Annotated in this window: 27 protein-coding genes; 7 read left to right on the plus strand and 20 right to left on the minus strand. The window is 72.2% G+C overall.

Annotated features, from left to right (window positions below; translation table 11 throughout):
* Complete coding sequence (locus ACICHK_RS04360) at positions 1-891, plus strand: STM4011 family radical SAM protein (RefSeq protein WP_406835763.1); 891 nt, start codon at positions 1-3, stop codon at positions 889-891.
* A gap of 41 nt (positions 892-932) precedes the next feature.
* Here ACICHK_RS04360 and ACICHK_RS04365 read toward each other — a convergent pair whose 3' ends face one another.
* The 17 genes from ACICHK_RS04365 to ACICHK_RS04445 all read right to left on the minus strand — a co-directional run bounded on the left by ACICHK_RS04365 (position 933) and on the right by ACICHK_RS04445 (position 16,844).
* Positions 933-1,697 (minus strand): spermidine synthase, encoded by a 765-nt coding sequence (locus ACICHK_RS04365; protein WP_406835764.1) that lies wholly within the window; start codon positions 1,695-1,697, stop codon positions 933-935.
* A 174-nt stretch (positions 1,698-1,871) separates the two neighbouring features.
* On the minus strand, positions 1,872-2,669 hold the full coding sequence (locus ACICHK_RS04370) for a formylglycine-generating enzyme family protein (protein WP_151467376.1): 798 nt from the start codon (positions 2,667-2,669) through the stop codon (positions 1,872-1,874).
* Between the two features lie 109 nt (positions 2,670-2,778).
* Positions 2,779-3,969, minus strand: coding sequence for a hypothetical protein (locus ACICHK_RS04375; RefSeq protein WP_406835765.1), 1,191 nt, complete (start codon positions 3,967-3,969; stop codon positions 2,779-2,781).
* 173 nt (positions 3,970-4,142) lie between these two features.
* A complete protein-coding gene (locus ACICHK_RS04380; RefSeq protein ID WP_406835766.1) occupies positions 4,143-4,886 on the minus strand; it encodes a class I SAM-dependent methyltransferase in 744 nt (247 codons plus the stop codon).
* A gap of 239 nt (positions 4,887-5,125) precedes the next feature.
* Positions 5,126-5,269, minus strand: coding sequence for a hypothetical protein (locus ACICHK_RS04385; protein WP_406835767.1), 144 nt, complete (start codon positions 5,267-5,269; stop codon positions 5,126-5,128).
* A gap of 7 nt (positions 5,270-5,276) precedes the next feature.
* Positions 5,277-6,281, minus strand: a complete 1,005-nt coding sequence (locus ACICHK_RS04390; RefSeq protein WP_406835768.1) for a patatin-like phospholipase family protein — start codon at positions 6,279-6,281, stop codon at positions 5,277-5,279.
* A gap of 357 nt (positions 6,282-6,638) precedes the next feature.
* The gene (locus tag ACICHK_RS04395; protein WP_406835769.1) at positions 6,639-7,241 is read right to left on the minus strand and encodes a TetR/AcrR family transcriptional regulator; all 603 of its coding nucleotides are present in this window, start codon (positions 7,239-7,241) and stop codon (positions 6,639-6,641) included.
* 141 nt (positions 7,242-7,382) lie between these two features.
* A complete protein-coding gene (locus ACICHK_RS04400; RefSeq protein ID WP_406835770.1) occupies positions 7,383-9,281 on the minus strand; it encodes an FHA domain-containing protein in 1,899 nt (632 codons plus the stop codon).
* A 472-nt stretch (positions 9,282-9,753) separates the two neighbouring features.
* Positions 9,754-9,984, minus strand: a complete 231-nt coding sequence (locus ACICHK_RS04405) for a DUF397 domain-containing protein (RefSeq protein ID WP_406835771.1) — start codon at positions 9,982-9,984, stop codon at positions 9,754-9,756.
* A 99-nt stretch (positions 9,985-10,083) separates the two neighbouring features.
* Complete coding sequence (locus ACICHK_RS04410; RefSeq protein WP_406835772.1) at positions 10,084-11,085, minus strand: ACP S-malonyltransferase; 1,002 nt, start codon at positions 11,083-11,085, stop codon at positions 10,084-10,086.
* Between the two features lie 113 nt (positions 11,086-11,198).
* Positions 11,199-11,921, minus strand: a complete 723-nt coding sequence (locus tag ACICHK_RS04415) for an alpha/beta hydrolase (RefSeq protein ID WP_406835773.1) — start codon at positions 11,919-11,921, stop codon at positions 11,199-11,201.
* On the minus strand, positions 11,918-13,231 hold the full coding sequence (locus tag ACICHK_RS04420; RefSeq protein WP_192582233.1) for a beta-ketoacyl-[acyl-carrier-protein] synthase family protein: 1,314 nt from the start codon (positions 13,229-13,231) through the stop codon (positions 11,918-11,920). Before ACICHK_RS04420 ends, ACICHK_RS04415 begins: the two co-directional genes overlap by 4 nt.
* Complete coding sequence (locus tag ACICHK_RS04425; RefSeq protein ID WP_406835774.1) at positions 13,228-14,520, minus strand: beta-ketoacyl synthase N-terminal-like domain-containing protein; 1,293 nt, start codon at positions 14,518-14,520, stop codon at positions 13,228-13,230. The genes ACICHK_RS04420 and ACICHK_RS04425 overlap by 4 nt, the downstream gene beginning before the upstream one ends.
* Complete coding sequence (locus tag ACICHK_RS04430; RefSeq protein ID WP_151467366.1) at positions 14,510-15,316, minus strand: SDR family NAD(P)-dependent oxidoreductase; 807 nt, start codon at positions 15,314-15,316, stop codon at positions 14,510-14,512. Before ACICHK_RS04430 ends, ACICHK_RS04425 begins: the two co-directional genes overlap by 11 nt.
* Positions 15,316-15,789, minus strand: coding sequence for a hypothetical protein (locus ACICHK_RS04435; protein ID WP_406835775.1), 474 nt, complete (start codon positions 15,787-15,789; stop codon positions 15,316-15,318). Before ACICHK_RS04435 ends, ACICHK_RS04430 begins: the two co-directional genes overlap by 1 nt.
* Before the next feature lie 25 nt (positions 15,790-15,814).
* Positions 15,815-16,582, minus strand: a complete 768-nt coding sequence (locus ACICHK_RS04440; protein ID WP_406835776.1) for an SDR family NAD(P)-dependent oxidoreductase — start codon at positions 16,580-16,582, stop codon at positions 15,815-15,817.
* A complete protein-coding gene (locus ACICHK_RS04445; RefSeq protein WP_406835777.1) occupies positions 16,575-16,844 on the minus strand; it encodes a phosphopantetheine-binding protein in 270 nt (89 codons plus the stop codon). Before ACICHK_RS04445 ends, ACICHK_RS04440 begins: the two co-directional genes overlap by 8 nt.
* A 444-nt stretch (positions 16,845-17,288) precedes the next feature.
* Between ACICHK_RS04445 and ACICHK_RS04450 the strand changes: the two genes are divergently transcribed.
* Positions 17,289-17,900: a helix-turn-helix transcriptional regulator gene (locus tag ACICHK_RS04450; RefSeq protein ID WP_192582231.1), complete on the plus strand. Its 612-nt coding sequence runs from the start codon at positions 17,289-17,291 to the stop codon at positions 17,898-17,900.
* A 199-nt stretch (positions 17,901-18,099) separates the two neighbouring features.
* On the opposite strand, the gene ACICHK_RS04455 is transcribed toward ACICHK_RS04450, so the two are convergent.
* Both ACICHK_RS04455 and ACICHK_RS04460 read right to left on the minus strand, forming a co-directional pair.
* A complete protein-coding gene (locus tag ACICHK_RS04455) occupies positions 18,100-19,416 on the minus strand; it encodes an alpha-amylase family glycosyl hydrolase (RefSeq protein WP_406835778.1) in 1,317 nt (438 codons plus the stop codon).
* 11 nt (positions 19,417-19,427) lie between these two features.
* Complete coding sequence (locus ACICHK_RS04460; protein WP_151467360.1) at positions 19,428-19,931, minus strand: MarR family winged helix-turn-helix transcriptional regulator; 504 nt, start codon at positions 19,929-19,931, stop codon at positions 19,428-19,430.
* Between the two features lie 183 nt (positions 19,932-20,114).
* On the opposite strand from ACICHK_RS04460, the gene ACICHK_RS04465 reads away from it, so the two are divergent.
* The 4 genes from ACICHK_RS04465 (at position 20,115) to ACICHK_RS04480 (ending at position 23,980) form a co-directional block, all read left to right on the plus strand.
* On the plus strand, positions 20,115-21,665 hold the full coding sequence (locus ACICHK_RS04465) for an FUSC family protein (RefSeq protein WP_406835779.1): 1,551 nt from the start codon (positions 20,115-20,117) through the stop codon (positions 21,663-21,665).
* A gap of 74 nt (positions 21,666-21,739) precedes the next feature.
* Entirely contained in the window at positions 21,740-22,315 is a 576-nt protein-coding gene (locus ACICHK_RS04470; protein ID WP_406835780.1) for a hypothetical protein, read from the plus strand.
* A 28-nt stretch (positions 22,316-22,343) separates the two neighbouring features.
* Complete coding sequence (locus tag ACICHK_RS04475) at positions 22,344-23,012, plus strand: alpha/beta fold hydrolase (protein WP_406835781.1); 669 nt, start codon at positions 22,344-22,346, stop codon at positions 23,010-23,012.
* Between the two features lie 248 nt (positions 23,013-23,260).
* Positions 23,261-23,980 carry a hypothetical protein gene (locus ACICHK_RS04480; RefSeq protein WP_406835782.1) on the plus strand — a complete coding sequence of 240 codons (720 nt, stop codon included), beginning with the start codon at positions 23,261-23,263 and terminating at the stop codon, positions 23,978-23,980.
* A 73-nt stretch (positions 23,981-24,053) separates the two neighbouring features.
* Here ACICHK_RS04480 and ACICHK_RS04485 read toward each other — a convergent pair whose 3' ends face one another.
* Positions 24,054-24,548, minus strand: a complete 495-nt coding sequence (locus tag ACICHK_RS04485) for a DUF4188 domain-containing protein (protein ID WP_406835783.1) — start codon at positions 24,546-24,548, stop codon at positions 24,054-24,056.
* 97 nt (positions 24,549-24,645) lie between these two features.
* Here ACICHK_RS04485 and ACICHK_RS04490 point away from each other — a divergent pair, with 97 nt between their 5' ends.
* Positions 24,646-25,281 (plus strand): MerR family transcriptional regulator, encoded by a 636-nt coding sequence (locus ACICHK_RS04490; protein ID WP_406835784.1) that lies wholly within the window; start codon positions 24,646-24,648, stop codon positions 25,279-25,281.
* Positions 25,282-25,296: the final 15 nt, after the last annotated feature.

Raw genomic sequence — 25,296 nt, forward strand, 5'->3', positions numbered from 1 at the left:
GTGGACCTGACGATCCTGTACCGCGGCCCGCTCGCCTCCTGCGACTACGACTGTCCGTACTGCCCGTTCGCGAAGCGCCGCGACAGCACCGAGCAGCTGCGGACCGACCGCGCGGCGCTGGAGCGGTTCACCGCGTGGGCGGGCGAGCAGCGCGAGGACCGGCTGTCGGTGCTCTTCACCCCGTGGGGCGAGGGCCTGGTCCGCTCCTGGTACCGCCGCGCCCTCGTGGAGCTGTCGCACCTGCCCCACGTCAAGCGGGTGGCCATCCAGACGAACCTCAGCTGCCGTACCGACTGGCTGCGGGAGGCGGACCGGGACACGGTGGCGCTGTGGTGCACGTACCACCCCGGGCAGACACCGCACGAACGGTTCGTCGCCAAGACCCGGCGGCTCGGTGAGCTGGGCGTCCGCTTCAGCGTCGGCGTCGTCGGCCTGCCCGAGCACAGGGAACCCGCGCTCAGGCTGCGCGCGGAACTCCCGGAGCACGTGTACCTGTGGGTGAACGCCGCCGAGGGGCACACCTACACGGACGAGCAGGCCGCCGAGTGGACCGCGCTCGACCCCCTCTTCCCCTTCAGCCGCCACCCGCACCGCTCGGCCGGTCTGCCCTGCCGCACCGGCGAGTCGGTCATCTCGGTGGACGGCGACGGAGCGGTGCGGCGCTGCCATTTCGTCCGGACCGAGATCGGCCGGCTGTACGACGGCTCCTACCGTGCCGCGCTCGTCCCGCGTCCCTGTCCCCTGACCGCGTGCGACTGCCACATCGGTTACGTACACCTGGAGACGCTGCCGCTGTACGACGTCTTCGCGGGCGGTGTCCTGGAACGCGTCCCGCGGGAGCTGCCGGGCCGGGCGCCGCTTCCGGTGGTCCCCGCGACCGGCTCCGCCTGACAGCCGGACCCGGGGCGGCGGCCGTCCCGGTCCGGGCGGTGTCAGCCGTCGCGCCTTCGGGCGACGTAGACGGTGTTGGCCGCGGTCCCGCCCTGGAGCGGATTGTCGAAGTCCACGACGTGTGCCGCGGTGTCCGTGAAGACCTCCGCGAGCACCGCGCCGAACTCGTCGTCCGGCGGGTCGTTCGACCACAGCGCGAACACCCCGCCGGGACGCAGCAGTTCGGCCAGAGCCGTCAGACCGGCCCGTGTGTAGAGCACGGCGTGGTCGGGGTGCAGCACATGGCGCGGCGAGTGGTCGACGTCGAGGAGGACGGCGTGGAAACGGCGCCCGGGCGTCTCGGGGTCGAGGCCGCGTGGCACGGCGCCGTCGGCGGACGGCGGTCCGGCCGTCCCCGCTCCCCCGGTGACCATCGTGAAGAAGTCCCCGCGGACCAGCCGGCACCGGGGGTCGGACGCCAGTCCCGCGCCCAGGGGCACGAGCCCGCGCCGGTGCCAGTCGATCACTTCGGCCAGGGTGTCGACGACGACGAGCGACCGTACGCGCGGATCGTCCAGGGCCGCCCTGGCCGTGTACCCGAGGCCGAGTCCGCCCACCGCGACGTCGAGCGGGCCCTCGGACAGCCCGGCCAGGCCGAGCCGGGCCAACTCGACCTCTCCCGTGGTGAACAGGGAGGACATCAGGTACTCGTCGCCGAGCTTCACCTCGTACACGTCGTCGCCCGAGAGCGGGTCCCGTCGGCGGCGCAGGCTGATCTCGCCCATGGCCGTCGGCCGCCAGTCGATCTCCTCGAAACGTGCGCTCATCCGATGTTCTTCTCCCCGGTCTCGGGCCGCCGCGCCGGGCGGCTCGGGCCCGGTGCTCGGGAGGATCTTCACATGGAGCGCGGCCGGCGAGCGGTCGAACGGTCGCGCACCACCGGAACGAGTCCGCCCGCTCCGTCGTACGGGCCCGCGTCCCGGTCCGGCGGGAACCGCCCCTCAGAGGGTGAGCACGGGCCGGACGGAGAAGTCCTCGCACATGTCCTCGCCCTCGGGGCCGTACACGAACTCGGCCATGGAGGGATTGCGGTTGGCGGTGGCCAGGGGCAGCCACGCCAGCAGGGTGCCGTAGCCGCCGCACACCGACTCTCCTCCGTCGCCCCCGTGGACGGCGGTGACGTCGCTCGTCAGTTCCGTGCTGTACGTGTCATAGGCGATGCGCAGGCCGAAGGCGTTCGGCTGATGGTGCGGCCCGGTGCGGTCCCCGTACGGAATGCGGTCCAGCGGGCATTCGTCGCCCCATCGGAACAGGGTGCGGGCGCCCGCTCCACAGGCGTGCTCCCACTCGTCGGAGGTGGGCATGCGCAGTCCGCGCGCCGCGAGCTCCGCGGGTGTGTCGGCCGGGAACTCGATCAGCTTCTCGTCCTCCACCGCCATGAGCACGGTGGCCAGCGTGACGCTTCTCCGGGGGCTGAGGACCTGCGCGAGGTAGGCCCGCAGATCGGCGCCGAGGCCGAACCCGGCCTCCAGGCTCCGCGCGTAGTCGGCGGTCTGCTCGGCCGTCGGCCGCCACGCGTCGGCGTCGAATCCGAGCTCGACCGTGCCGCCCGGTACGAGGGCGAATTCCTGGGCGTTCCGCTCGATCCGGACGCGGTGGAACGGGGACCCGAGGTGCTCGGCGCTCTCGACCGCGGTCACCCGGCCGCCCACCGTGTCGGCTGCTTCCTGGGCGACTCCACGCGCGGTCCGCAGGTCGAACGAGCGCCAGTGGTCGAGAGTGAGATCAGCGAGAGACATGCACCGGAGTGTGCCACGGGGGTCCGACATCGCCCGGGCGAGGCGGAGCGGCTGCCGGTGCGCGGCGGTGGCTGCCCACCGGCGGCACGGGAACGTGGTGACCGGGCTCCTACTCCTCGGTGCGGGCGGTGTCGGCCACGGGCTCGCCGGAATCGGCCACCGGCTCCGATGCCCCGCCCGTGTCCCGGCCTCCCGTCAGCCGCAGGGTGACCAGGGCCGTCAGCCCCGCGATGGCGCCGAAGGGGAGGGCGGCCGGGACACCCACGTCGAGATGGGTGATCAGGGACACCGGCCCCCGGACGGGGAACGGGTCGTCGAACGCCAGGTGCACCGTCCGACCCACCGACAGGGCGAGTACGGTCGCGCAGACCCCGCCCAGGGCCATGGCCGGCGCCGTGGTCCGGGTGAGCAGTCCGGGCAGCAGCCGCAGCGCCCACCAGACCACGACCAGCATGAGCGCGTCGGCGGCTCGGTACAGCGGCCCGTCGCCGATCGGGATGCCCGTCGGGCCAGTCCAGCTGCCGAGCAGCAGCCAGACACGCAGCAGCGCGCCGGGCTCGGACAGCCGCCCTCTGCCGTCGAAAGAGGTCTGGATCCAGGCGGCCACCGACGGGTACGACAGGACCACCAACGACAGTGCGATCACCGCGGTTCCCGCGCTCGCGGCCAGGCGGGCGGCGCGGGGTGCCACGGTCCGGCGGGGCGACGGCTCCGCCCCCTCGGCGGTGGCCCGCGCCACGAGCACGGTGACCAGGGCGGTCAGCAGGCCCGCGGGCACGGTGGCCGACCCGCTGGACACGCTCACCGAGGCCAGTCGCGGCAGCAGCCCGAACCCGATGTGCCCGCCGGACGCGATCTCCCACGGCGCCGAGACGGTGACGGCCAGCACCCCGGCCATCGGGGCCCAGGCCCACAGCCCGAGCACGGTGGCCGGAGTGCGGCCCTGTGCCGGAGGGATCCTGCGGATCAGGAGCAGTGCGCCGGCCAGGAAGAACGCGAAGACCGCCACGAATCTGATCCGCATCGCGGTGGTGTACAGGTCGGCGTAGGCGCCTCTGTCGAGGTCCGCGCTCCGGTCCGCGACGACGTCCTCGGGTCCGCCGGCGAGGAGGGCCGCTGAACGGTGGTACGTCCAGGGGCGCAGCCACATCCGGAGTTCGCTCACGACCCCGGCGTCGAACACATGGGGAACGCCTCGCGGTTGGAGTGCCTGGGCGCTTTCCGCCGCCCCCCCCCACAGCAACAACGTGATCAGCAGACTTCCGACCAGTGCCGGTATCACCGCGCGCCGATATGTCACGTGCGTTCCCACGCCCCCGCCTTGCATTCATGTGTGCTTCAACTAGCCGTAGAATAAGGGCAGTTGATTGTTCAGCGACGATCGCTCCCGGACAGGACGAGCGAGCGGCGAGGACGGGGAGGGACAAAAAAAGACCCTGCCCCGGAGAAACACGGGACAGGGTCTTCACAGGATCAGGCGTCCGCCACCAGGAGCCGATAGCCGACGTCGATGGTGTCGAGCGCGAGCAGGTCGGACTGGCGACGGTGCCAGTGGCCCGTCGCGAGGTCGTCGGTGAGCGCCGCGAGGCCGGACGCGAGGGCGTCTTCTCCCGTCTGGGCGAACAGGGAGATACCGGCGCGCACTTGGGGGTCGAGGTAGGCGTGGGGTCTGCGCCAGTACGCCGCGCCGAACCCGTCCGTGCAGTCGTGCGGGACGTGGACGGGTTCCTGCTCCGCCCCGCCGAGCAGAGCGGCGAGCCGGTCGATCGGGACGGCCCGGCCGTCGTCGAACGCCGCGGCCTGCGGGAGGTATTCGCGCACGAGCCAGAACCTCTCGCGAAAGATCTCCTGGTCCCAGGTCAGGATGACGATGCGGCGGCGCGCGACCCGGCGGAGTTCGGCGATGCCTGCCACGAGGTCGGTCCAGTGGTGGACGGTCAGCAGTGCCATGACGGCGTCGGCGGCGTCGTCGCGCAGCGGAAGGCGTTCGGCGACCGCGCACACGGCGGGCGCGGAGCCGCGCGGGCGCTGGTCGATCATGATCTGGCTGGGCTCGACGGCGAGGACCGTCTGCCGGGGCTCGTAGGAACCGGTACCCGCCCCTACGTTGACGACTGTCGCGGCGTCCCCGAGCGCGGCGTGCACCTGCGCGGCTATGCGCGGATCCGGCTGCCGGGTCCGGCCGTACGTCGCGCCGAGCGTGTCATAGATGGCCATGCTTCCCAGTATCACGAAGGAGCCGCCCCCAGCGGACCCGCTCCGCGCGCCGGCTTCGGCATCACCGTTCGGCACGGATGACCGGACGGGAAAAGGCCCCGTCCCGTTCAGTACGGGACAGGGCCTTCATGGAGCGCCGGGCAGGCCTTGCACCTGCATTTCCCCGCAGGAAGCGGGGCGTCTTTCCTTGGACCACCAACGCAGCACCGCCCGGAGCGCTTGCTCCGACCAGCTCAAGATCAATAGTACCAGACGATCACACCGGTCGCGGTGACGAGACGGGTGACGAGACGTTCGGGCTCGGACCCGCGGAGGATCCGGGAGCCCTCCGGGACGCGCGAGGAGCACGACGGCCGGTTCCAGGCGCGGGTACGTCGCTTCACCGGGCCCTCAGCCGGCGGCCGCCGGGCGGTCTCCGGCGCCGTACAGGCGACCGTGGGCGCCGTGCACCGCGGTGCGCCCGGCTTCCAGCGCGGCTTCGAGGAGGTCCCCCTCCCGCGCCAGGCGGCCGACGGTCGGCGAGTCCGGGGCGGGGCGGATCGAGACGATCGCCGCGTGGTCGGCCAGGCGGGCGTCGTCCTCGGCCAGGCGCGTCTCACGGTCGAGGAACACCTGGCGCAGGGCCGCGGGTTCACGCCGCAGCACCGTCTTCGCGATGAGCGGGGCGGAGCGCGACGGCCGCGCGACGTCGGTCGTGCGACGCGACCGCAGCACCATGACGTGGGTCGCGCCCTGGGCCAGCGCGGTTCGGTAGGGCACCGATTCGGAGACCCCCGCGTCGTAGAACCGGCGCCCGCGCAGCGTCACCGGCCGGCCCGCCAGGAACGGCAGGGAGGCGCTCGCCCGCAGTGCGAGGCGCAGCTCCGCGGCATCACCCACGAAGGGCCGCAGGTCGGTGGATTCCCCGGTCTCGGCATCGGTCGCCAGGGGGTGGTACTCGATGTCGCTGGCGAGGATCGAGGCGAAGTCCATCGGCGCGCAGTCCTGGTCGCCGTAGCGGTAGAGGACCTCGTAGAAGGCGTGCAGGTCCACGAGCGGCTTGCCGCGCAGGGGGTTCGAGCGCCGGATCAGCGTCCTGGCGTACTTGGGAACCGCCCAGAAGCGCAGCGACTGCGGGCTCGTGCTCAGCAGCCACGCGCCGGAGGCGGCGCCGGCGGAGGCGCCGTAGACGGCGTCGAAGCTGTCGGTCAGCCCGAGTTCGTGGAGGGCGAGAGCCATCCCGCCGGCGATGATGCCGCGCATCCCGCCGCCCTCGATGGCCAGGGCGACGCGGTGTCCGTCGGCTCGCGCGCCGGGGCGACTGCCGGTCCGCGCGCGCTCGGTGAGCACGTGCCAGACCGGGTGCGGTTCCTCGGGCCCGGGTGTGGCGGCGGAGGGCGTGGCGGTCGTCGTCATCGTGGTCAGGGCTCCAGGGACTGCTCGGGGGTGGTGTGTGCACGCGGTGCTCGGGGACGGCCGGGCACGAGCCCACCCGCGCCCCCGGGATCGCGGCCGACTGCTGCCGACCGGCCGGCGGTCGGCCGCGTGGACGGTGACGGTCCGGGCCGCGCGCCGCGGGCCGCGACAGCACCACCCGCCCGGGACATCACTTTAGCAGTCAATAGCCGCTCACTAGCCGATGGCTAGTGAATCGTGTGCCGCATCGGAGCGGAAGACCGGACGGGCACGGCGAGCGCCCCGCAAGGGCCCTGGCGGGGCAGCCGTCGGCCTCGGCGGGAACACCGTCCATCACCGGCCGTGAAGGCCGGTGACTCACGCCTCGACGGACTCCGCGGCCCCCGGCGCGGCCAGAAGACCGCGGACGGTCAGCAGCAGGGTGGCCCGCAGGTCGTCGTCCGAGAGGTCGGACAGCTCGCCGAGGCCCTCCAGCATCCACACGCACATCACGTAGGCCATGCGTTCCGCCGGCGTGGGCGAGCTGCCGAACAGCACCCGCAGAATGCGCCGCCTGCGCCGGTCGTTCTCGGCGTAGACGCTGGCGGCCCGGATCTCGGGGTCGTGCAGGAGCATGGTTCCGAGTTCGCGGTGCCGTACCAGGAAATCGACCCAGCCGACCGCGTACGCCTCCAGCCTCTCCTGGCGCGACGGCATGCCCGCCAACTCGTCCAGGAGCACCGTCATTTCCTCGACGGTCGGATCGAGCGACGCCTGGAGGATCTGCGCCTTGGTCCGGAAGTGGTAGTAGACCGCGGCCTTGGTGAGGCCCATCTCGTCGGCGATCGCCTGCAACGAGGTCGCTTGGTAGCCACGGCCGGCGAAGAGCCGCTGGGCCGTCTCGACGATCTGCCGTCTCGTCGCCGCGGCCTGGGCGGATCGGCTGACGACCGGGACGCCCGGCTCTCGCTCGCTGGGCACGCTCGCTCGCTCCCGCTCGGGTCTCGCCTTGATGGGCTGCTGGTGACAAGGGACTGAACGCCCACTTTACCCGCGCGGTCCGTCGGCCGGCGAACGGCGGGCCGGTCGCCCGGTTCCCGCGCGGGCGGGCCCGGGCACACCTCAGACCTGGGCCGCCGGCTCGAGCGCCTCGACGGCCGCCGCCGCCGCGGCGGAGTCCCGGCCGTAGAAGATGTCGATGTCGACCTCCTCGCCGCCCATGGTCAGGGTGTCCCAGGCACCGCTGAGCACCAGCATGCGGAGCGTGCTGCTCTCCAGGGTCCCGAGCCGTTCGAGGATCGCCTCGTCGTCCGGCAGGCCGGTCATGCGCTTCGCCAGGCGGGAGCGGATCCCGCGCAGCCGCTCCAGCAGCGTCGCGGTGTCGGCCTCGCGGTCCGGTTCCTCGGCGATCCCGTCGATGCCGTGCGCGATGATGTCCTTGATGGCCCAGGTGTCGCCCTTGTCGTCGGTGGTCACCATCGCCTTCCAGGCACGGCTCTTGTGGCGGTACTGGAGCATCGACATGGCGGCCTCGTGGCGCAGGAAGTCCGCGTCCCGGAAGGGCTTGCCGTTCCACGCCCCGTTGAGGGACCGCGCGAGTGAGATCGCCGACGCCAGACCGCTGTTGAGCCCCCGGCCCGGCCAGAAGTGGATGGCGTTGGCCGCGTCGCCCAGCAGGAATCCGTACGTGCCCGGGGAGTTCGCCGTAGGTGGCAGCAACTCGGCGGTGAAGCGCGGACGTTGCACCATGTCGAGGCGGAACGAGGTGACCGCGCTCAGTTCCCCCGGCTCGACGCCGAACAGGCGCAGTCCTTCGCCCACCCGCTTCCACAGGGCCGAGCCCCTGATGAGGGCGGGCAGGAACAGGGTGCTGTGCGTGGAGCACCGGAAGTCGCCGTGCTCGTCGCGTCCCATCAGACAGGGTCGGGAGGCGATGCACTCCTCGAAGACACGACGGACCGGATCGATGCCGACGACCTCCGCGGCCTCCGCCTCCGTGAGGCGCATGTTGAGGAAGCCCTCGCCACGCAGGGAGTTCAGCAGGAAGCGGTTCTGTCCGACGGTCAGCAGGACGGCCATGGGGTCGGCCAGAACCGATTTCACGCGCAGCCCGAGCACCACGTCCTGCAGATGACGGCCGTTCAGCGAGTAGATCGACTCGTCCGCCTTGCCGAACTTGGCGGCGAAGTGCTCGCGCGTGTGCGACCGCCCGCCGTCGCAGATGGCGAGCACGTGCTGGCCGGCCAGCGCGTCCTGCTGCTCCTCGACGCTGAACCGGGCGGGGACGAGCCGGATCCGGCCCCGCTTCTCGTTCGCCACCTCCAGGAGCCGGTCCTCGATGTAGGCGATGCGCATGTTGCGCGGGTGGTGATCGCCGATGGAGTCGGGACCCGAAGGCCACATCTCGGTGTAGCTGTCCGGGTCGAAGAGCCGGGCCTGCACCTCCTCGGGCAGGCTGAGGTACTGGCGGCTCTGTATGGTCACCACCTGCTGGCGCCGCACGTTGCCCTGGCTCTCGTCCTTCCAGACGATCTTGCGGCCCTGCTTCCGCCAACGGCCGTCGTAGACGGTGATGTTCACCTGGGCGCCGAGGAAGTGTTCCAGCAGCAGGGCGAGCGACAGGCCGACGGGTCCTCCGCCCGCGACGGTGACCCGCAGCACCGGCCCCCGTTCGATCTCGTCGTCGTCCAGGGTCAGGGACCGCGGCAAGGAGAGCGCCATGATCGTCTCCATGGCGTCCGCGACCTCGAAGCGGAACTCCTGGTCACCGATGGTGATGTCGTCCCCGGGCTTCAGGAGCCGGGAGTCGATCTCCTCGCCGTTCACCAGCGTGCCGTTGCTGCTGCCGCAGTCATGCAGCACATAGCCCTGGGTGTCGTCCAGGACGATCTCCGCGTGGAAGCGGGAGACGCTCAGGCTGGAGACCACGACGGTGTTCTCGGGGTTGCGTCCGAACGTGACCCGGGTGCCGATCACCGGTATCCGCTCTCCGGCCAGCAGTCCTTCGCGTCCAACAAGCACCGGCGCCACTGGATTTCCTCCCCAGGTTGACAACATCGCTGCTGTCGCGGCGCCACCGGCACGCCCCTCCGCGCGGGCATGGCCGGGCAGGGTGCGACAGGTAGGGCGGGGCGACACTCGCTCGACGTACGGGAACGGCGGACTGTTCGGTCTGACAACGGCGTAGAGTCGCTTGATCGGTACGGATGGTCCATCATGCCCGATTCCGCAGTCTTTCGGGAGAGGCCGTCCGGCGTCGGCGGAACGGACCGCGCCGAGGCCGGCGCGACCGCGCCGCGCCCCGCGCTCCACGGCTTCCGGGCGCCGCCCGCGTGCAGGGGATCCGTTCGCCCCCGGTGCGCCGATGTCTTCCCCCGACGTCCCGTCGGGAGGCGAACTCGATGCCGGGGAAGGGGAGTTCGGGTCCGCCGAGGAACCCGGCGGGTTCACCGCGCGATCGGACGGGACCGGGTGCCGCCCCGGAAGGCGGACATCAGGCGATGAGGAAGTCCGCCCGTCCCTTCTTGACACCGCCGATGAACTCGGCGACGACCGACGAGGCGCAGATGAGGGCGGGGCCGTCCGGGTCCGTCGCCTGCCTGACCGCCACGACGCCGCCGCCGAGTTCCTTGATCTCGACGCAACCGCTGTCGCTGCCGGAGCCCCAGGGCCTGCTCCACCCCTGGGCTCCCAGCTCTTCGGCGGCGTTCACGGCGTGGTTCATCGTTCTGTCTCCTTGCGGACGTCCACCGCGGAGCAGTCTGCCACGGCCCTCCCCCTCACGGACAGGTTTGGTGATCCTCACGGCGCGCACCGGCCCCGGTCACCGCCACCACTCGGCGGCGAGAGCCTCCACCTGCGCCGGGGTGGAGACGGAACGGACCGGGATCCCTTCCGGCAGGGTCCTCCGGGCGAGGTTGGCCAGTACGGAGCCGGGACCTGCCTCGACGACGCGGAGGCGCCCGCGCGCCATGGCCGTGAGGGTACGCATGGAGCCAGCCCAGCGCACGGGCATGACGAGCTGACGGAGCATCAACGCCCGCCATCGTTCCTGGTCGTGGAGGTGGGCGCGGGCGTCGACGTTCGCGATCACCGGGCAGCGCGCCGGGTGGAGCGGGGTGCGGTCGACGGCCGCGGCCAGGCGCGGGGCGGCCGGAGCCATCAGGGGGGTGTGGAACGCTCCGCCGACCGGGATGCGCAGCGCGCGTGCGCCGTCGCGCTCGGCCTCGTCGGTCAGCGCCGCGACCGCTTCGACGGTGCCGGAGACCACGACCTGTTCGGCGCCGTTGATGTTGGCGACCCACACCTGGGCCCGGCGTTCGGCACGCATCCGGGCGGCGAGCCTCTGGGCCCTGGGCACGATGCCGGTGCCGACGAGCACCGTCATGGTGCCGGGTGCGAGCCGGTCGGCCTCTTCCATGGCGGCCCCGCGCTCGGCGACGAGCCGGACACCGTCCTCCGCGTCGAGCACCCCGGCGGCGGTCAGGGCGGCGTACTCGCCGAGGCTGTGCCCGGCGCACACCGCGGGCCGCAGATCGCCCACCACCGTGCGCAGCGCGTCGAGCACCACCATCTCCATGGTGAAGGTGGCCAGTTGAGCGGCATCGGCGCGGGCCAGCCGCTCGGCTCCGGCATCCAGCAGCAGCTGGCCGAGATCCCGCCCGGAGACCTCGGAGAGGCGTGTGACGACCTTCCAGTGCGGAGTGTCGCGCCAGGGTTCGCCCATGCCGGGTCGCTGGGCTCCCTGGCCGGGGAAGAGCAGGCCGACGCCGAACGGCACGGCCTCGGTACGGGGAGCCGTCCGCGGGGACGACTCCTGTGACATCGGTGCGGACACCTTCTGAAGTCCCTTCCCGGTGCGGATGCCCCGGACTTCCGGAACCGGGGGCGTACCGGTTCCGGAAGTCCGGTCGGTGCGGGGCACGTTCGGGCCCCGGGTCAGCGGACCCGTGCCGCCGGTCCCGCCCCGGGGACCCGCGGCACGTGGACGTTCAGGACGTCGCTCAGGTAGGCGGGCAGGGAAGCCCGTACTCCGGCGAACGGCTCGTGTCCGCCGGGATAGCGCTGCCATGTCACCGGATGCCCCCAGTCGGTGAGCAGATCTCTCAGCACGGCGCCGCTGCGTTCGGGGACGACCCAGTCCCGTGCCCCGTGGCCGATCCACACCGGCAGGCCGCTGCCGGCCGGCGACGGTCCGCCCGCCGGGAGCAGTGCGGGCAGGTCGGGGGGCATGAAGGGCGCGTAGAGCGCCACGCCCGCCAGCCGCCGCGCGTAGGTGAGGGCCGTGGTCAGGGCGACCGTGGCGCCCTGGGAGAAGCCCGCCAGCACGATCCGTCCCGCGCCGATCCGGTCGGCCTCCGCGTCCAGCAGTGCCGAGAGCGGCCGGTGCACCGCCAGCAGGCCCTCGACGTCGATCCGGTCGATCGCGAGGAGGTTCTGCGGGAACCAGCACGGCACCGCCAGACCGCTCAGCAGGCTCGGAGCCTCGACGGGGGCGCGCGGGAACACCCCGCGCACTCCCGCCTCGGCGAGCCGGAACCGCTGGGTCACGGCCATCAGGTCGCCCGGCGCCTGGCCGATGCCGTGCAGCCACACGACGGTGCCGCGGTGCGGTCGGGTCGGGTCGGCCGTCTCGTACTGCAGCCGGTCCATCGTGCTCATGCCGGCCGGGGTGCCGGCCGTGGCGTGGCCGGACGGCGGAAGAGCATCGAGGCGTACTGGCCGCCGAAGCCGAAGGAATTCTTCAGCACGGTCCCGACCGGTCGCCGGACCGGGGTGAGGGAGGTGCGCACGGCGCAGGCCGGGTCGGGCTCGGTGGTGGTCGTGACGGGCGGGATGACCCCCCGGCACATCGTGAGGGCCGCCACCGCCGTCTCCACGACGCCGGAGGCCGCGGAGCCGTGCCCGGTCAGCGACTTGACGGCGCTGACGTCGAGGTCGGCCATCCGTTCGCCGAAGACCTGGTGCAGTGCGCGGGCCTCGGTGACGTCGTTGAGGCGGGTCGAGGTGCCGTGGGCGTTGACGGTGTCGACGTCGTCCGGGTGCGCGCCGGCCTGTTCGAGGGCGGTCCGCATGACCCGTTCGATCATGTCCACGCTGGGAGCGGTCATGTGGCGGGTGTCCACCGCGAGCCCCCAGCCGCCGATGACGGCGTACGGCTGTGTCATCCCGCGCCGGGCGGCGTGCTCCGCCGTCTCCAGGACGAGCGCGCCCGCCGACTCGTTGATGACCATGCCGGTGCGCCGCCTGTCGAACGGCATGGACGCCTGGGCGGGGTCGCCCTTCCAGCGCGAGAGCGCCATGAGCTGGCCGTACTGGGAGAGTACGTACGGTGTGTTGCGCGAGACGGACGCCGACACCACCGCGTACCGGGCGCGTCCCGAGCGCAGCAGCCGGGCGGCTTCCGCGATGGCGCGCAGCCCTCCGGAGCAGGTGGCCTCCAGCCGTACGGGGACGACGGCCGTCCCGAGGCGGTCGGCGATCTCGGTCGGGTAGGCCGACAGGTCCCGTGTCTCGGGCGGGAGGTGCCTGCCCCGCAGGTGTTCGAGGACGGCCGAGGGTTCGTTGCCGATCCTGTCGTAGCGTTCGGCGAGGTCTTCCATGTGGGTGACGTAGTCCTGCGGGAACGAGCCGGTGGGGCCCGGCCACACGCGCGCGTAGACCAGGGCGGCGGGCCCGTCCTCCGCGGGCAGTTCGCCGAGGCGGGCGTCGGCGAGGGCCTGGTCCACCGAGGCGAGCATGAGGGAGTCGCCCCAGGACCTGTCGGGTGCGCCGTAGTCGGCGGCGACCTTCGCCTTGACGTCCTCCGGGATCAGTCCGGCCGTCCACCCACAGGGCAGTCCGGTGGTGTCCATCCGTTCCTCCAGGACGATTCCGGAGCGGCCTTCGAGGTTGGCCGACCAGAACGTCTCGACGTCCCCGCCGATGGGGGTGATCACCCCCATGCCGGTGATGACGATGTCGTCGCTCATGTCCGTGCCTTCCCGTCGTCGGCCGGGTCGCCGTGCGTCGATGCGATGACGAGGGCTCCCGCCGCCGTCGAGTGCTGCCCCTGGTTGAACGCCGTGACCAGCGCGGTCGGCGCCGGCCCCAGGGGGCGGGTCTCCCCCATGACCGGATCCAGGCCGCCGAGTCCGGGGTCGGGGCGGCGCAGCAGGCCCACGGGAGGAAGTCCTCCCCGTGCGAAGCTCTCGACGGCCAGGGCGGTGTCGATGAGCGCCGAGCATTCGAAGGCGTTGCCGATGGTGCCCTTCGAGCCGGTGACGGGCAGGCCGCCCGCGCGGGGCAGCACCGCCCGCGTCTCCACGCGGTCGAGGCGGACCGAGCCCGCGCCGTGCGCCCACCAGGCGGTGGGGGTGGTGCCGGCGTCGGCGAGCACGGTGTCGACGACGAGTCCGGCCGAGGCCGTGACGTCGGCGGCGGCCAGCACCTCGCAGCCTGCGAGCCGGGCGCGGGCCGTGCCGCGCGCGATGTCGGCACGCTCCAGCAGGACGGCGGCGGCACCCTGTCCCAACAGGGTCCCCGACCTGTCGGCGTCGAAGGGTCCGGCGCCGGCGGTGGCACGTGTGCCGAGGGGTTCGTCCTGGTCGAAGGCGGCCATCGCGGTGGTCGTCAGCGGCGGTGCGACGCCCACGACGAGCATCCGGTCGAGTTCTCCGCTCTCCAGCAGCCGTACGGCCAGGGCGAGCGCGCCCGTGCCGCCGGCCGCCGCCTCGCCGTAGGCCGCGACGTTGGAGCCCCGGAATCCGCTGGCCATGGAGACGAACTGGCCCAGCTGGGAGGGGATTCCGCGGATGTAGGAGTAGTCGGGAACCTCGTCGTGGAGGAACTTGGCGAGGGGCCGCCGGTCGCCCCGGAAGCGGGAGGCCAGTTGCGGGATGACGTCGCTCAGCTCGTCGCTGCTGCTGCCCACGGCCATCACGGTCCCACCGCGCACGTCCTCCGTGTCACCGGTGATCCCGGCCTGCTCCAGGGCCTGGCGCGCGACGGCGACGGCCCAGCGGGCCGACTGGTTGGCGTACTTGCCGGCGTTGGCCCAGTCACGGCCGGCGGGCCAGGTGATCTCCGTGGTGTCGACGGAGGCCGAGGGCCACGGCAGTGCCGGGGCGGGTCCGTCGTGGCCGCCGGTGTCGAAGAACGTCTTGCCCGCCGCCATGGCCTCCCACAGCCGGGCCGCGCCGATGCCGGCCGGGGAGATCACCCCGAGGCCGGTGACCACGACGTCGGGACGGTCCTGCCGTCCGGCGCGTTCACTCGGCACGCCGGCCTCCGCCGCTGATGCCGCCCCACAGCCGGTATCCGCCGTCGACCGTGATGGTCTGTCCGGCGATCCAGGAGGCCTCCTCCAGGCAGAGCAGGGCGACGACGTCGGCGCTGTTCTCCGGCGTCGTCATGCGGTCGCCGGGCCACGGGGAGACGGACAGCTCCTTGGTGACGCCGTGGGCGAAGTCGGGGCGGACCTTGAAGACCCCGGTCTGCACGAGTCCGGGACGTACGCAGTTGGCGACGATGCCGTAGGGCGCCAGCTCGTAGGAGAGGTAGTCGGTCAGCGCCTCGAGCCCCGCCTTGGCCGCGGCGAAGAGTCCGGCGCGCGGGATGATGCGCGTGGTCGTGGAGTTGGTGATGGTGATGAAGCGGGCTCCCTCGCGCTCACGCATCAGCGGGAGCGCGTGCTTGGCGAGCAGCCAGGTGGCCCGGGAGTTGGTGTCCTGTACGAACTGCCAGTCGCCGAGGGAGGCTTCCGCGAGCCTGGCGAACTTGGTGGCGGCCGCGTTCTGGACGAGGATGTGGAGGTCGTGGTGGATCTCGCCGATCTCGGCGATCAGGTTCTCGATCTCCGCGGGCTCGCTCAGATCGGCGCGGTGCAGGGTCACTTCCGTACCCTGCTCGCCGAGTTCCTCGGCGAGTTCCTTGGCCGGGCCCTCCCGGTCGACGTAGTTGACAGCCAGGGTCGCTCCCCAGGCCGCGAGTTTGCGGGTGATGCCCGCGCCGATGCCGCGCGAGCCGCCGGTCACCAGGGCCACCCGCCCCTTGAGGGGCTGGTACTGACTGTCCATCACTGAACCCTTCCTGTCGCTGCGGTCCGCTGCGCGGCGTGCCGCAGCAGTACGACGCTCATGCGTCCGATGGCGTACGTCCGGTCGTTCTCGTCGAACACCCGGCGGGTGGTCTCCACCAGGCCGATCCGGTCGTCGATCTCCTCCGCCCGGTCGGTGGCGGTGGTGAACCAGAACGGGGTGTCGGGGTACAGCGGCCTGACGAAGTCCCAGCTCAGCCGTCGCATGCCGACGATGGCGGCCGGGGAGCCGTGCTGGACCACCCAGCCCGAGGTGATGGAGTGGATGAACCCTCCGGGCACGATGCGCCGTCGGCGGTCCGTGCCCTGGGCGAAGTCGTCGCTGTCGTGCACCGGGTGCTTCTCCCCCATCAGGTCGAGGAGTCGGTCGAGAAGCTCACTGCTGAAAACCACGGGTCCGAACCGGCGCACCGGTGCGTGCGCCAGGTCCTCCCAGTACTTCACGTCCCCCACGGCTGTTCCTCCGTCCGCCCCTGGTTCACCGGGACCGCCGGCCCGGGCTGCGCATGATCATGCGACCGCCGTCCACGGTGAACGTCTGGCCCTGGATGTAGTCCGCCTCGTCGCGGGTGAGGAAGGCGACGAGTCCGCTGATGTCCTCGGGCAGACCCCAGCGGGTGCCGTCGCCGTCCGAGCCGAGCCGGTCGGCGACGGCCTCGGTCATCTCGGTGCGGACCTTGCCGGGTGCCACGCAGTTGACCCGGATGCCCTTGCGTCCGACCTCCACGGCCAGGGCGCGGGTGAGGGCTTCCAGGCCGCCCTTGGACGCCGCGTAGGCGCTCTGTCCCGGTCCCGGGGTACGCGCCGAGTTGGAGGAGATGTTGACGATGCGGCCCCAGCCCTGGTCCAGCATCGTCGGCAGGACCGCCCTGCTGGTGAGGAAGGGGCCGGTGAGATTGGTCCGCAGGACGTTCTCCCAGCGGTCGGTCCGGGTGACCGCGAGGAGCTGGTCGTCGATCACCGCGGCGTTGTTGACCAGGACGTGCAGGGCGCCCTCCTGTGCGGTCACCCTCTCGACCAGGTTCTCGACCTCGGTCTCGTCGCCGACGTCCGCCCGGTGCAGGACCGCGCGGCCTCCGGCGGCCTCGATCTCCTTCACCACGGCCCGTCCGGCGTCCACGGCGCTGCGGCAGACGAGGTGCACGGTGAGTCCGTCGGCGGCGAGACGGTACGAGACCGCGGCGCCGATCCCCCGTGAACCACCCGTGACGAGAGCGACGCGGGCGGCCGCGGCCGGCTCAGGCACGACTGCCGGCGGCCACGACGGCCACGATCGAGGCGATGCTGCGGTGGTGCTGGTCGGCTTCGGCGTTCCACTGGTCGAGGTCGAACTCGATGCCGAAGCGCCGGTTGATGCGGCGGGCGAGCTGCAGCAGGTCCAGCGAGTCGAGACCCAGGTCCTCGACCACGGAGTGTCCGGGCTCGACGGTCTGGTCCGCTGTACCCGGCTTGACCTCCTTGAGCAGCTCGATGATTTCGGCCAGGGCGGTGTTGGAAACGGTGGTCATTGCGTTCCTCCGCGGATTCGACAGGATCAGGCCGGGCCGGCGCCTCCGGCCGGGCAAATCCATGTCAGCAGAGCGACGAATGAGCCAGCAAGGCCGTTATGCAGCAGGACTCAGGACACTCACTGGGGCGCTCGGGCGGAGTTCACGCAAAACCCCATGTGGACGCACGGATCTCATCACTCCACTTCTCGGACAAAATGAACCAAACATCTACCGAAAGAAAAGGGATCCCCATGCAGAGTAAAGTAGGGTAAAGCCGTCTTGACTCTTCGTCGAAGCCATCCATAGCGTCGATCTATGTGAGCCCAAGTAAAGACCAAAACGGGCCCTCCTAGCGGTGCGCAATACGCGGGTCCCGGCATCGACCGAATCAGTGGGCGTCGTCGATCGACATACCATCGGACGCGTCGCGCATCCGAAAGTCTCGACATCCAGGGGGCAGTGGTGGGGCGGAGCCGAACATCGATACCGCGATCCGCGCCGTGCTACGAACTGGCTCAATGGCTGCGCTCGCTGCGCCAGCGGTCCGGGCTCACCTACCGGCAGATGGCGGAGCTGACCGAGGGACTGCGCATCGCGGATCCCGCTTGTTCCGCCGTCACCCTGTCCCGGGCCGACCGCGGCACCTTCCTGCCCCGGCGCCATGTCGTGGAGGCGTACGCGCAGGTCTGCGGCGCCACGCGGCGCGAGGCCCGACTGCGCTGGGAGCAGGCGGCACGGCAGTCCGGCCACACTCCCGACGGCCGCGAGGTCGCGTCCGCGCCACGCGCCGAACGCAAACTGGAGCTCGTCTACCACCCGGCCCACCTCCTCGAGGCGATGCACCAGGCGCGGCTCGCCGCCGGCCAGCCGTCCCTGCGCGAAATGGAGAAGAAGGCCCGCGACCTCGGCGCCGGACCGTTGCCGCGCAGCACGGTCGCCGACATTCTGGCCGGTTCTCGTATGCCGTCCGAGGAACTGCTCGTCGCCTATGTCCGGGCATGCGGGCAGAACGGGCGCCGGATTGCGCTCTGGCGCACCGCATGGGCTCGCGCGTTCAGCACCTATGCCGCGTGACGGACGTGCCATGAATCGACTTGCGGGAGCATTTCAGCAATGCGAAAACCATGAACACATCAACGCGATGGAAGCGTTTCCCGGCAGGGCGCATTTCGTACACTGATGATTTTCTCACGTTCTGTCGCCGCAGCCGGTGCGGCGCCGGCGGATTCTCGCCGTGGGCGGTGCCGGAAAATCCGCGAACACCGACATGAGATCAATGACGGATTTCCGGTGTCGTGGCGATGAACCAGCCGGTCGGGGAGAGCGAGACGACACCCGTGGCGGAATCGACGGAGGAGTCGCCCGCGACCGGCGTCCACGGAGCCGCCGGAATGCCGGCGGTGGCCGGGGCGGGGCCGAAGTTGAGCGCGACCGCGACGGTGGAGTCGGAGTCGGGCGCGGTCAGGGTGTAGCCGAGGACGGCGCCGTCGAGCGTGTGGATCCGGGTCCGGGCACGTACCAGCCAGGGGTGGCGGCGGCGCGCGCCCACCAGGGTCTGGTGCAGCCGCTGCACGGCCAGCCCTTCGGCACCGAGCCCCGACGGGGAGCGGGGGAACGCGGGACGGATGGCGTCGTCCCCGCCGGCGCGGTCCTCCTTGACGCCCTTCCGGGCGCGCTCGTCCCCCGCGTAGATCGACGGCGTCCCCCCGACGGTGAACAGCACGGCGAGCGCGTGTGCCAGGTGACGGGGTTCCTCCAGCCGGCTGGCGAGCCGGGTGACGTCGTGGTTGCCGACGAACGTCTGCGGTGCGAAGGTGTCGATCATGGCGTTGTGCCGTTCGAGCGCCCAGGCCAGCTCGTGCGGATTGCGGTCGTTGAGCGAGCTCCAGATCGCCTTCCACAGCTCGTACTGCGTCACGGTGTCCAGTCCGCCCTCGGCCACGTACGCCGCGTAGTCGCCGTGGATCACCTCGCCGCTGAACCACACACCGGGGTGACGCGCCCTGACCCGGTCCGTGACGGTCCGCCAGAAGGACCGGGGAACCGCGTAGGCCGCGTCCAGCCGCCAGCCGTCGACACCCCGGTCGAGCCAGTGGCCGAGGACCTCGGCGACATGGTCGGCGACCGCGGGGGACGCGTGGTTCAGGGCGACGAGATGACGGTGCCCCTCGAAGGTCCGGAAGTCGTCGCCCTCGGGGACGAACCAGTCCGCGTACGGGGAGGCGGTGCCGCGCCGCGCCACGTCGGCGAAGGGGGCGAAGGACCTGCCGACGTGGTTGAAGACCCCGTCGAGCAGCACCCGGACCCCGCGCGATGCGGCACGGTCGATCAGTTCGACCAGGTCGGTCTCGGTGCCCAGGCGGGGATCGACGCGGAAGTGGTCGGTCGTGTCGTAGCCGTGGGTCTCGGCGGCGAAGACCGGGCCCAGGGCGAGGCCGTTGCAGCCGAGCCCGACCAGGTGGTCCAGCCAGTCCGCCAGGACCGGCAGCCTGTGCCGCACGGGCGCGCCCGCGGGCAGCGCGTCCGGCTCCGCCCCGAGGAAACTCAAGGGGTGGACGTGCCACCAGATGGCGTGGTCGGGCCAGGACACGGGAGCCTCCGTCAATGGGGTCGGGTCGTGGAGCCGGGCACGGTGACCGGGGAGTCGGCGAGGCCGTTCATCAGACGGGCGGCGAGCAGGAGGACCTGCCGCTCCGTCTCGGTGAGGCCGACGAGGGCGATGTCGAGCCAGGCGTCGCGCTGCGCCATGTCACGGGCGAGGGCCTCGCGGCCCGCCTCGGTCAGCTGCACCACGCGCTGCCGTCCGTCCTGGGCGTCGCGCGTCCGGCTGATCAGGCCTTCCTGTTCGAGGTCGGCGAAGACCCGGGTCAGGGACTGCGGCTGCTGATGATCGGCGGCGGCCAGCGCGCCGGCGGACATCGGGCCGTTGCGGCGCAGATGGCCGAGGACGCTGCTCTTGTTGAGGCTGAGCCCGTCCGCGGGACGCTCCGCGCTCAGCCTGCGCGCGAGCCGGATGACGCCCTGCCGGATCTCGGCGGAGGCCCGGCCGTCCCGTCGCTCGGACCCGGATCGTCCCGCGTCCTCGTGTTCTGTTCGCTCTCCCATCACATTGCTAAGGTATCACTTACGATACCCGCCGGAGGGTGAGTCTCCAGATGGCTCATTTATGGCCCATTCCAGCAGTTTCCTTGGCGGTGGTTCTACGTGTTGCGTAGTTTTCTCAGGTCGGCACATCGTGCGCTGCACTTCGATCCGCGAGGGACGCACCTGCGGACGACGGCCGTGTCCATGGCCACGGTGCTGGGCACGTACGGCTTGGCGCTGCTCGTGGAGCACGAGGCGGGGCTGCGCGTGGACAGCGTGGTGCAGGCGGTGGTGATCGCCTCGGCGCTCGGCCGGGTGCAACGCCTCTTCGACCGGACCGACCGGCTGCTGGCCTGTGCCGTGCTGCCGTGCGCGGCGGCGGCGGGCACCGAGCTGAGCACCTTGATCCAGCAGCACCCCGACGCGGGGGACGCGGCGTTCGTCGTGGGGGTCGCGGGGGCGATCTGGGTACGCCGGTTCGGCGCCCGCGCCACCCGGGCGGGCACGCTCGTCGTCCTGCCCCTGATAGCGGTCCTGGTGGTGCCGGCCGGGGCGGTGCCGGCCGGCGGGCACGGACACACCGCCTGGGCGGCCGTGACGGCGCTGGCGGCGGTCGTCTGGGGAACCGTGGTGACGTGGACGGCCCAGCGCACCGGTCTCGTACCGCGACCGCCCTCCGCGAAGGTGACCACGGTGCCCCGCGCCCCGCGCCGCCGGCCGGCCGCGAGCACCCGGATGGCCCTGCAGATGGCGGCGGCGCTCACCGCCGCGTTCGCGATCGGCCGGAATCTGTGGCCGGACCACTGGGCGTGGGTGGTCCTCACGGCGTTCCTGGTGTGCAGCGGCGCGCGCAGCCGCGGCGACGTCCTGGTCAAAGGGGCCTGGCGCACGCTCGGCGCCGCGGCCGGCACGGTGGTGGCGACGGCCGTCTCCGGGCAGTTCGGACCGCGGTCGGACACCGCGGTCGTCGTCATCTTCGCCGTGCTCGCCGTGGCCACATGGCTGCGTGAACTCAGCTACGCGTACTGGGCGGGCTGCGTCACCGCCGTGCTCTCGCTGCTCTACGACTGGTTCGGGCAGAGCCCCGGGGATCTGCTGCACACCCGGCTGGCCGGGATCGCGGTCGGCGCGGTCCTCGGCGTGGCGGCCTCCTGGCTCCTGCTGCCCGTCCGCACCGAGGCGGTGGTACGGGCCCGTACCGCGGCGGCGCTGTCGGGTCTGGGCGAGCTGATGGAGGCCGACTGGCGCGACGGTCCGGCCGTCCGCACGGCGCGGGCCCGGTTCGCCTACCGTGTCCAGCAGTTGGCGACCGTGACGGCTCCGGTGCGGGTCCTGGCCGCCGTGCCGGCCCCCCGGGCCGTGTCCGCCCGCTGGCGTCCGGACCCCTTCACGCTCCGGTCCGTGGCGGCGCTGCGGCACTGCGCCGATCCCGTGGACGACCTGACCGACGCGGCGGGTTCGGCGCCGGAGACCCTGAGCGCCGACGCCGCGGTGGCGCGACGGCGCGCTCAGGTCGCGGCCCACGCACTGGCCGTACGGCGTGCGATCGGCCGGCGCCCGGCCCCGCCCGCCCCGGCGGAGACGACCCCGCGGGAGCGGTTCCGGACACTTGGGACGGTCGCCCCCACCGACCGGTCCGTTCCGGCCGCTCTCGCCGCCCTCGACGCGATCGACGCCCAACTCGACGTACTCGGCGCCCTGTTCACTCCACCGCCGCCCCTCACCGCCGACGTGTCCGCGGCAGCGGCCGGTTGACGGGAGGGCGCCCCGGCCGCGCCCGCCGCCGCGCGGGACGGCCGACGTCGTGGAAGCGGACTACCTTGGCCCGCATGGACACGACTCGATCGGGTTACCGCTATGTCGGGCCCGGCGATCTCCTGGCTCTCGTCCGGGCGGCCAAAGAGGGCGCGCGCATCCGGTCGGCGGCGGACCTCGCCCGATGGGTGTTCGCCCGCGGTGCCGAGGAACGGACCGAGCCCTTCACCTTCGTGGTGGACGCCGAAGGGGCACTGCGTCTGGCGCCGCGACGCAGCGAGCACGTGGTGTGCGCGGGCGGAGAAGCGGTGCTGAGCGCCGGCGAGGTGGGCTTGCGCGAGGAGTGCGGGCGGTGGGTGGTCGACGAGATCACCAACCTGTCGACCGGATACTGCCCGGACGTCGACTCGTGGCCGGCCGTCGCACGCGCCCTGGACCGCGCCGGCATCGGACACCCCGGTGGCTTCACCCACCCGGTGGTGTTCCGGCGCTGTGTGTCGTGCCGGCAGGTCAATGTCGTGCGCGAGGACCACTTCGTCTGCGTGTTCTGCGACGAAGCCCTGCCACCCGGCTGGAACATCGACCGGGAAGGCCGCCGGACCGGTACCGCCACCGATGACTTTCGCCGCTCCCGGTGGTCTGCCTCGTGAGGGTGGGCGGACGAAAGCGAGGACGAACGTGTTTGTCTTGGTTCCCGGGGCCGGGGGTGCGGCCTGGTACTGGCATCGTGTGGTGTCCGAGCTGCGGGCGAGGGGGCACGAGGCGGTCGCGGTCGATCTGCCCGGCCCCGACGAGTCCGCGGGCCTGCCCGAGTACACGGACTCCGTGGTCGCGGTGATCGGCGGTCGTACCGACACCGTGCTGGTCGCGCAGTCGATGGGCGGATTCACCGCGCCCATGGTCTGCGCCCGTGTTCCGGTCGGACTGCTGGTGCTCGTCAACGCGATGGTGCCGCTGCCGGGCGAGACTCCCGGCCAGTGGTGGGGCAACACCGGATCGGAGCCGGCCCGCATCGCCGCCGCCGAAGCGGGCGGATACGGCACCGGACTCGACCTGGACACCTGCTTCCTGCACGACGTCCCGGCCGAGGTCGCCGCCGCCGGGGCGGGCCATGAGCGGCCGGAGGCCGACATCGCCTTCGGTCAGCCCTGCGACATCGAGCGGTGGCCCGACACGACCACGCGGGTGCTCGCCGCGACCGGGGACCGGCTCTTCCCCGTGGACTTCCAGCGCCGGGTGGCCCGTGACCGCCTCGGGATCGACGCCGAGACCATCCCCGGCGGGCACCTCGCCGCGCTGTCGCGCCCGTCCCCTCTCGTGGACCGGCTCGTCGAGCGGCTGCCGTGAGACGTACGTCGACCTCCCACGCCCCGGCGGTACTCGGATGACCCGTCGGCACCCCCCGCGACCTGGCCGATCGGCGAAACGTATCCCCCTGGCGCGAAGCTCGTTGAAGTGGTCAGCGCGCAAACGCCCCCGACGGATGCGCGACGTGAGGGCCCGAATCCCTGCCCGGTCTCGGGCCCTCACCCCCTCCACCGCCCCGCCCGGTCAGGGCCCGTGCCGCCCGGCGGGACATGCCATGATCCCCACTCATGAAGACGCCGAACCCGTCCATGGTCCGGGCCGCCGCCCGCAACAACGCCGAGTGGTGCGCCGCGATGAGCCGGTCGCACGGTGTGGAGGGCGAGTTGGGGGAGCAGGCGTGGACCGCCCCGGCCCGTACTCCGCCGTACTACCCGGACGCGGTGACGCTGGTGCCCGGCGCGGCCCCGGACGCGCTGCTGGCCCGGATCGACACCGCCGCACCCGGCGCCTCCGTCAAGGACAGCTTCGCCGACCTCGACCTGACGCGGGCCGGCTTCCAGGTCCTGTTCGAGGCCCGGTGGATCCACCGTCCGGCGAACGAGCCCGCCGGGCCCCCGGGTCTCGCCTGGGAGGTGGCGGACGACGCGGACGCGTTGCGCGCGTGGGCGCTGGCCTGGGACGACGGGAACGGCGACGCGGATCTGTTCCGCCCCGAACTGCTCGACGACCCGGCCGCTTCCGTGCTCGCCGGGCGCTCGGGCGACGGCCGGGTGGTCGCCGGGGCGGTGGTGAGCCGCGGCGGCCAGGTGGCCGGGATCTCCAACGTCTTCGCACACGACGGCGGTCCCGACACGGTCTGGTCCGACTTGCCCGGCGTGGTTCACTCGCTGTTCCCCGCCCTGCCCCTGGTCGGCTACGAGCACGGCGACGACCTGACCGCCGCCGTGCGTCACGGCTTCGAGCCGATCGGCCCGTTGCGGATCTGGACCCACCCCGGGCGGGGCTGAACCGGGTGCGCCGGCTCAGTGCTGCGGCCGGTGGTCCGGTTCGGTACGCGCCGGGACGCACCGGCACCCGCCGCTAGGAGGCCCCGCCGGACAGCCGCTGCGCCGCCCGCTCCCCGCGTCGTTCCACGGGCTCGACCCCCCATGCCGCGCCCAGACCGGCCGGTGGCATGTCGACGTAGATCGACTCGTACGAACCCTCCGGGACGATGTACGTCTCGTGCCAGACCCCCACGCTGCCCTTGCTGCTCCGCAGCCGGCGGTTGAACGCCGCCCACGCGGGACGGTGCTCCCCGGACTGGTCGGAGGCGTAGGCGAGCAGCTTCTCGCGCGACTCCCAGTACTGCGCGACGGTGAACACGCGCGGACCGCCGCCCAGCCCCCGGTGACCCAGGAAGCCGCTGTCGCCGTTCCGCGAGAGTTCCTTGAGCATGCGCGGCATCGCCGTCAGGGCCGGCAGCCAGTGGCGGACCGCCCGCCATCGGTTGATCCGCATACCGATGAGGAAGACGACGACGTCGCCCTTGGCGGCGGCCGTGACCCGCCGCCCGGATGTCGGTGCATTACCCATGAGATTCCCTGTTCCCGTGTTGGATAGTGGCACGATCCATGCTTGGATAGTGTCACTGTCCGATGGAGGGCGCAAGAGCGATGGAGGGCGCGAGAGCATGCGACTGGCGGAGCTGAGCGAGCGCAGCGGTGCGTCCACCGCCACGATCAAGTACTACCTGCGCGAAGGACTGCTCCAGCCTGGACGTCGGATCTCCGCCACCCAGGCCGAGTACGGGGAGGAGCATCTGCGGCGGCTGCGCCTGGTGCGGGCGCTGATCCAGATCGGCGGGGTCTCGGTGGCCGACGCGCGCGAGGTGATCGCCGCCGCGGAGGACGATTCCCTGGACCACCATCTGCGGCTGGGCGCGGCGACCAGGGCGCTGCCCTGCGCCGAGAGGCCCGCCGAGGACGATCCCGCGGTGGCGATCGCCTGCCGCTCGGTGGAGGCGCTGCTGGAGCGGCTGGGCTGGTCCTGCGACCCTGGTGTGGACATGCTCAACCCCGCCCACCGGCGGCTCATCGACTCGGTCGCCGCGCTGGTCCGGCTCGGCTACCCCTGCGACACCGAGCAGTTGCTGCCGTACGGGCGGCTGGCGGCGCAACTGGCGGTCACCGACCTGGACATGGTCGAGGAGCAGCCGACCCCGGCCGGGCAGATCGAGGCGGCCGTGGCCCTCACGGTGCTGTACGAACCGGTGCTGCTGAGCCTGCGGCGCATGGCCCACGCGGAGGAGTCGGCCCGGCGGTTCTGAGACGTCCCCGCCCGG

It is taken from the genome of Streptomyces sp. AHU1 (genome assembly GCF_045343905.1).
GTDB classification, from domain to species: Bacteria; Actinomycetota; Actinomycetes; order Streptomycetales; family Streptomycetaceae; genus Streptomyces; species Streptomyces triticiradicis.

Bases quoted from the DNA above. Each gene is read 5' to 3' on its own strand.
- ACICHK_RS04365 (WP_406835764.1), bottom strand. From the start codon at position 1,697: ATGAGCGCACGTTTCGAGGAGATCGACTGGCGGCCGACGGCCATGGGC.
- ACICHK_RS04370 (WP_151467376.1), bottom strand. From the start codon at position 2,669: ATGTCTCTCGCTGATCTCACTCTCGACCACTGGCGCTCGTTCGACCTG.
- ACICHK_RS04380 (WP_406835766.1), bottom strand. From the start codon at position 4,886: ATGGCCATCTATGACACGCTCGGCGCGACGTACGGCCGGACCCGGCAG.
- ACICHK_RS04390 (WP_406835768.1), bottom strand. From the start codon at position 6,281: ATGACGACGACCGCCACGCCCTCCGCCGCCACACCCGGGCCCGAGGAA.
- ACICHK_RS04405 (WP_406835771.1), bottom strand. From the start codon at position 9,984: ATGAACCACGCCGTGAACGCCGCCGAAGAGCTGGGAGCCCAGGGGTGG.
- ACICHK_RS04410 (WP_406835772.1), bottom strand. From the start codon at position 11,085: ATGTCACAGGAGTCGTCCCCGCGGACGGCTCCCCGTACCGAGGCCGTG.
- ACICHK_RS04415 (WP_406835773.1), bottom strand. From the start codon at position 11,921: ATGAGCACGATGGACCGGCTGCAGTACGAGACGGCCGACCCGACCCGA.
- ACICHK_RS04420 (WP_192582233.1), bottom strand. From the start codon at position 13,231: ATGAGCGACGACATCGTCATCACCGGCATGGGGGTGATCACCCCCATC.
- ACICHK_RS04430 (WP_151467366.1), bottom strand. From the start codon at position 15,316: ATGGACAGTCAGTACCAGCCCCTCAAGGGGCGGGTGGCCCTGGTGACC.
- ACICHK_RS04445 (WP_406835777.1), bottom strand. From the start codon at position 16,844: ATGACCACCGTTTCCAACACCGCCCTGGCCGAAATCATCGAGCTGCTC.
- ACICHK_RS04460 (WP_151467360.1), bottom strand. From the start codon at position 19,931: ATGGGAGAGCGAACAGAACACGAGGACGCGGGACGATCCGGGTCCGAG.
- ACICHK_RS04465 (WP_406835779.1), top strand. From the start codon at position 20,115: ATGGCCACGGTGCTGGGCACGTACGGCTTGGCGCTGCTCGTGGAGCAC.
- ACICHK_RS04470 (WP_406835780.1), top strand. From the start codon at position 21,740: ATGGACACGACTCGATCGGGTTACCGCTATGTCGGGCCCGGCGATCTC.
- ACICHK_RS04480 (WP_406835782.1), top strand. From the start codon at position 23,261: ATGAAGACGCCGAACCCGTCCATGGTCCGGGCCGCCGCCCGCAACAAC.
- ACICHK_RS04485 (WP_406835783.1), bottom strand. From the start codon at position 24,548: ATGGGTAATGCACCGACATCCGGGCGGCGGGTCACGGCCGCCGCCAAG.
- ACICHK_RS04490 (WP_406835784.1), top strand. From the start codon at position 24,646: ATGCGACTGGCGGAGCTGAGCGAGCGCAGCGGTGCGTCCACCGCCACG.